Annotated in this window: 2 protein-coding genes; one reads left to right on the top strand and one right to left on the bottom strand. The window is 64.0% G+C overall.

Annotated elements, in window-relative coordinates; translation table 11 throughout:
- The coding region (locus AB1634_18300) for an FG-GAP-like repeat-containing protein (protein MEW6221466.1) at window positions 1-3,901 on the bottom strand (3,901 nt) is incomplete at its 3' end.
- 562 nt (window positions 3,902-4,463) lie between these two features.
- Here AB1634_18300 and AB1634_18295 point away from each other — a divergent pair.
- On the top strand, window positions 4,464-6,216 hold a 1,753-nt coding region (locus AB1634_18295; GenBank protein MEW6221465.1), incomplete at its 3' end, for an FG-GAP-like repeat-containing protein.

Below are 6,216 nucleotides of genomic sequence, written 5' to 3'. Positions count from 1 at the left end.
AGTTCTTCTTGCCGGGGCCCGGATCCTCCACCACCTCGACCAGCCGGCCCAGGAAGTCCCTGGTCTCCTTCTTTTTCCGGAGATCGGCATCCTCGACAGTGGTGCTGAGGCCTTCGTAGGTGAAGGTGGTGGTCAGCCACCGGAAGCCGGTGCCGCCGGAGCTGTCGGTCCGGCTGACCGTGCTCGGCCGGCCGCGGTAGTCGAAGTAGGTGATGACCCGCGGGTAGGAGTTGGTGAGGGGGATGAGCAGCCCGTTCTGGTACCTGGCGGCGTACGGCCCCTCCACCTGGTACTGCCGCCCCATGCTGTCATAGCGCAGGCGGGTGGTGATGTATTTCGTCTCGGTATCGCCGGCCTCGGTGCCGATCCGTACCGCCAGGGTCGGCCGGCCAAGGCCGTCGAAGTACTGGCAGCTGTCCACGGTGCGGGAGGCATCCTCGGAGACCTTGGTGACGACATACGGCGGGAACTGATCGCCGTAGACCGTCTCCGTGGAGCCGCCGTCCGGGGTGTTCACGAACCGCACCCGGCCGAAGCCGTCGTACTGGAAATCCGTGCGGTTGCCGTTGGCATCCTTCTCCCACGAAGGCTTGCCATAGCGGTAGTCGATCTCCCCCCTTTCCACGAAGTGGCCGAGGGCGTTGGTGACCTTGACCGGATAGGTGTGGGTGGCGGCGTCGAAGTCCGTGGTCGTCGGATTGCCCCGGGCATCGATCACCCTGGTGACGTTGCCGTATTCGTAGCGGGGCTCGGTGTAGCGGTATTCGACCTTCGGGTTGGTGCCGCCTTCCAGCCACAGCTCGTCGAAGCGCTTGTTGCCGGTGCCGGTCTCGTAGGCGTGGGTGGTCTTCCGGAGCCAGGCGCTCGCGGTGGCCGGGTCCCTCAAGGGGTCGGTGGTGAGCACCTCCTCGGTGACGCGCCAGACCCAGTTGCCGTAGTTGGCATGCTTGCTGATCCTGGTGATCGAGCCGTCCCGGCCTGGAGCCACGTCCGTGGTGCGGCTGGCCAGAAGCCCCCCGTGCTTCAGGGGTTGGTAGCCGGGGAAGTACTTGCTCAGGTATGCGGGGATGGTGTCGAGGTCGTAGGTGTATTCCTCCAGGGTCTCCAGGAACTTGCCGGTGGCGTCGAAGGCCTGGCTGCGCTTCTCCTTGAGCTTGACGAAGACGGCGTCGCCGCTCACCTGCTTCTTGTCCCACACCAGCTCGATCCGGCTCATGGGGTTGGCCGAGCCGTCCGGCGCCCAGGTCTGGGTCAGGTAAGGCCTGCCTTTGAGATAGCTGTCGGCCTTGAGGGCAGGATTCCCCTCGTTGGCACAGGTCCAGGCGCCGGGGCGGGTCGCGGGGTCGCCCACGTAGAAGCAGGTGGAGACCTCCGTGCCATCGGGGTTCGTCTGCAGGGCGTGCTCGAAGCCCCGGTATTCGCGGTCCGCGGCGTCGAAATATCCTCCCTCGAAGGCGTAGCTGGTGGTCAGCAGATTGCCGTAGCCGTCGTCCAGGGTGACGGAGGCAACGGTCTGGGTGATGAAGGGCTGAAGGCGGTTCTGGAAGGCGGAGGAGGGCTGGTAACGGATGGTTGCGGTGCCACCGTGGGGACCGTGGACGGCGGACAGGAGGTCATTGGCGCCGCCTTCGATAGTATTGGCCAGCTGAACGACCTGGGAGTAGTCATCATAACGAATGATAACGTCGGATTTCCCATCACCATTAGGGTCTGCAGTACCTATGGGTGTGCCGTACAAGGCGGACTGCGTCATGGAGAGGGATCCATCGCCGTTGGCTGATAGTATCATGTGGACGTTACCATAATTGTAGTATCCAGCAGCCAGATCCGTCGAGCCGTCACCATTGAAGTCACCCGGTTGTACGCTCGTGAAGCCTGGCCCGGACCAGGCAAGAGCGAATTCACCATTTCCTTTTGATGAGTCGACTTGAGAGTTGATCATGCTGCTATTTACAAAAATATCATGAAGACCATCACCATTGAAGTCGCCAGATACAATCCAGTATTGGTCGGAGAACAGGCTGGAACTCCACGAGAAGGTTCCGTTTTGGTTGGCAAGATAGAGCTGCCATGCCCCACCTGACAAAACAATAAAGTCCATCCGGCCATCTCCGTTGTAGTCACCTATAGTATATCCTTGGCCGAATCCTATGGAGAACGCGTGTCGAAATGTTCCATCACCGTTAGAAAGGTAAATGGAGTCCTGGCTCGCGGTCGTGCCGAAACAGAGAATGTCATCAAGCCCATCACCGTTGAAATCACCTGCAATCTTCTTTGGTGAATAGGGAAGCCATGATGAAACATCGGAGAAGCTAACGCAATCACCTGAGGAAATCCTGGTCATCTCGTTTACTATCAGATCGGTATAGCCATCTCCATTGAAATCTCCTGTGATGAATGCGCCAGCATTTGGAACATTCCAATTAAAGAGCATGCGCTTCTCTCCAACGAGACTAAGCGTCCCATCGTCATTCGACTTCGCGATCTGATAGAAGATGAAATATTGGCGCTGCCCCGCTGGTCCCAGCTCCGAATAGGTGACCACAAGCAAGTCCGCTTTTCCGTCGCCATTGAAGTCCCCCGGATAGGAAGCAGGCAGAAGCCGTTCACGCCCTCCGGCGAACGGCACCCGAAGTCCTGCCCCCATGACCGCGTCCGCATTGTCAAACCAATCCAGGGCCAAGGCCGGCATGGCCGTCCCGTCCGCCCCAAACTCCTGCACGGCGTTCAGCACCGACCTCCCGGTGCTGGCGCTGGTCTCGTAGGTGAGGTCATACTCCCGGGTTTGGACGTCGTTGACCAGGACCCTGATCTTGTCCAGGCGATACGCGGTCTTCATCTCGAAGCGTGCGTGCCAGGAGACCATGGGGTCCGGGCGCTGGGCGGTTTCCAGGATGAACTTGACCGAATTGGTCGGGTCCAGCGCGGCGACGGTGCTGCCGTTCACTGTGCCGCCGGGGTGGCCGGTGTACTTGATCTCGCTCAGATACAGCGCGTTGTCCTTGCGGACGTAGGAGATGGTCATGTAGTTGCCGTTGGCGTCCTCGACCTTCTCCAGGTTCCACTTGAACACCTTCGAGGCGTCAGCAGGATCGAATTCCCGTGCCGCCGCCGAGGTGCCGAAGGAGTACTTCATGCCGTCCTTGGTGAGCTGCACGAAGCCGCCGTTTTGCCGGTAGTAGATCGAGAAGCCTCCCTCGATCTTCGCTCCGTAGAAGCCGGTGCCGAGGTCGGGCCTTTGCACCAGCTCGGACGCGGCGCCGTCCACCACCGCCACGTAGTCGTTGCGGCTGTAGTCCAGCCCCTTTTTGGTTGAGCGCTGGATGGATCCCATGTCGAGGCTCCAGCCCACCCCCAGCCAGCCGTTGCGCGCGCTGCTGTTGTAGACCAGGGCCAGGTTGGGGGCGATGCCGCCTCGGCCTGGGGGCACGGTGATGGGCACGCGGTACGTCAGGGCGCCGGTGTTGGGCATGACCTGGGGCGGCGCCAGCATCGGTGTCGCAGCAGCACCGGCCTCGGCCCCGGTGGTGGCAGCTGCCGTGGCAGTGGCCGGTGAGGATGGGGAGTCGGTGTCCTTCAGGGCCTCGTCCTGGACTGCCTCACGGTCCGGCAGCTCCAGTCCGGCGGTGGGCCTCTCCGGGGGACCGGTCTTGCCGGACCCGTCCGCGGGCTTGGTGGTGGTTCCGGTGGCCGGGGTGCCAAGGATCGGGTCGCCGCCGGCATCCCACGGCGTCAGGGCATGCCAGGGGGCGGCAGCGTCAGGCGCAGGTGCGGTGGTCTGGGGGAGCTGGGGCTCACGGGCCGGGGCGGCCAGGCCGAACGCCGGCAGGAGGGTGGCCAGGAGCACGGCCAGAAGGGCAATGGTCAACCACGGCCGGGCAGTTGGCGGCTGAGGGCGCATGAGGAACACTCCTTGATCGGGTCCGGTTGCTCCGGGCAGGTGATCGGATTCGGCCCCTTGCGTGGGGCTGCCGGTGGATACCTGGCGTGATTACCCTGTCGATGCTGGGCTTGTCAAGCGTGAAGAATAGCGGTTATCGCTATCAGTTAGCGGAGCGGTGAGGCAGTTGGTGGGGCGCTGCCGCGCTGGGCGGTGGATGCCCTGGCTGCCAGCCCCGCTCTCCCTCCTTGCTTTCCCTCGCCCGTTTGGGATAGTCTTGACCATCGCCTCCCTGGATTCCGGATTCTTGTACGATGCTGTTGGCTTTTCCGGAAAGTCTTCCGGATTTCCGTCCGGGCCGCCAGGGGGCAAATCTCCCTTTTTATTGCCAGATCAACTGGTTGCAAAGGCAGGCCCTCGGGGCGTCGGGGTCTGTTTTTTGCAATACGCTCACTGAAGGGCTTGCTGCCCGCGGCTGCCAGGGGGTGCCGGCGGCCGGGGTGGGGAAGGGCTGGATCGGTCTATTGGCTGCCGGGCGAGGATGCCGCCGGCGAGGGCTTGTCCATTCTGGGAGGGCAGGGTCATGACAGGGAAGGACAGTGGTGTGCGGCTGGGCAAGGGGTGTCTGGGCGGGCGACTCGGCCGGGGATATCGGGGTTGCCGGCAGCACTGGGTCTGGCTGGCGGTCTTTCTGGTGCTGGCCCTGCCGGCCTCGGCCCTGGCCAACTTCCTGGTGGCGGTGGACGACTCCAGCCGCCTGTACTACGCCAAGAGCAACGGGGACGGCACCTTCGCCGACTACCGGGTGCTGGACTCCCTGGGCGGTCTCTACTGCCGGGCGGTGGCCATCAACGACTTCGATGGCGACGGCGATCTCGATATCATCGCCGGCCGGGGCATGGGCGACCCCATCTTCTTCTACCTGTTCACCAACAACGGCAGCGACCAGTTCACCAAGGTCGGCCAGGTGGGCTCCATGACCGGCGCCAACACCTGGGCCATGGACCTGGCCACCGGCGACTTCAACAACGACGACCACGCCGATTTCCTGGCCAACACCAACAACTCCTACACCAGCATCTTCCTGGGGGACGGCGCCGGCGGCTTCAGCCGCATCGACTGGAACCTGCGCTACTATGGCCGGGGCATGGATGCCGCCGACTTCAACGGCGACGGCTTTCTCGATTTCGCCCGGGCCGAGTACTGGACCGGCGACGTCTACATCTGGCCCGGCAACGGCGACGGCACCTTCGGGACCCTGGTCGGCGTGGGTGATGTGGGCGACGATCCGTATGGCCTCGCGGCCGGTGACTTCAACAACGACGGCCTGGCCGACATCATCGTCAACTCCGGTGGCGCCGGGGACATCACCTTCTTTGCCGGCAACGGCGACCTCACCTTTGCCGGTGGCGTGGCGGTGCCCAGCCTGGACTTCAACGACCATGCCGCCTTCGACGCCTTTGATTTCAACGGCGACGGCAACCTGGACATCGTGGCCGATCCCCACGCTGCCCGCCAGGTGCGCTTCTATCCCGGCAATGGCGACGGCACCTTCGGCGCGCCGGTGACCATCGGCGCCACCTCGGACAATACCCTGGGCATCAGCGCGCCGCCCAGCCCGCCCCTGGCCGGCACCCCGGTAGCGGCCTGCACCCCGGCCAGCCAGACCATCGTGGCCGGTGGCACCGCCAGCTTCGACGGCTCGGCCTCGGCCGATCCCGGGGGCGCCATCGCCTCCTGGCTGTGGGACTTCGGGGACGGCACCACCCAGGCCGGCAGCGGCGCCAATGTGGGCACCGCCGACCATGTCTACGCCACCGAGGGCGTCTACGTGATGCGCCTTACGGTCACTGACAGCGACGGCATCACCGATGGCACGTCCAACACGGTCCTGGTCACCGAGGGCGCCCCCACGGTGGACACCACTCCCCAGGCCTTCGGTGAGGCCCAGGCCGATTACGGCGTCTGGTCCCTGACCCTGGATGCGGCCAACTATGCGGCAGATGCCGAAGGGCTGGTCGCCCAGGCCTGGCAGCTGGACGACAGCTGGGCCGAGGATTTCGAAGACGGGGCCGACCAGGGCTGGAGCCGCTATGGCGGCGTCTGGCAGGTGACCGACGTCGATCCCCTTACCGGCACCTACTCGTACCTGCAGACCAGCTATGACGACCGCACCTGGAACCTCTTCGGCCGGCGCTTCGACAATGACCTGACCATCGAGGCGGATCTGCGGCCGGTGAGCGGCGGCGGCCAGGAGACGATCCTCTTGTACCGGGCGATGAACGAGAAGAACCTCTATGAGCTCATTGTGCGCGGCCGGGGACTGAACGACGTCC

This window comes from Thermodesulfobacteriota bacterium (genome assembly GCA_040755095.1).
Classification (GTDB): domain Bacteria; phylum Desulfobacterota; class Desulfobulbia; order Desulfobulbales; family JBFMBH01; genus JBFMBH01.
The sequence above is the reverse complement of the archived record's forward strand: the minus strand, read 5'-3'. Positions and strand labels throughout refer to the sequence as shown.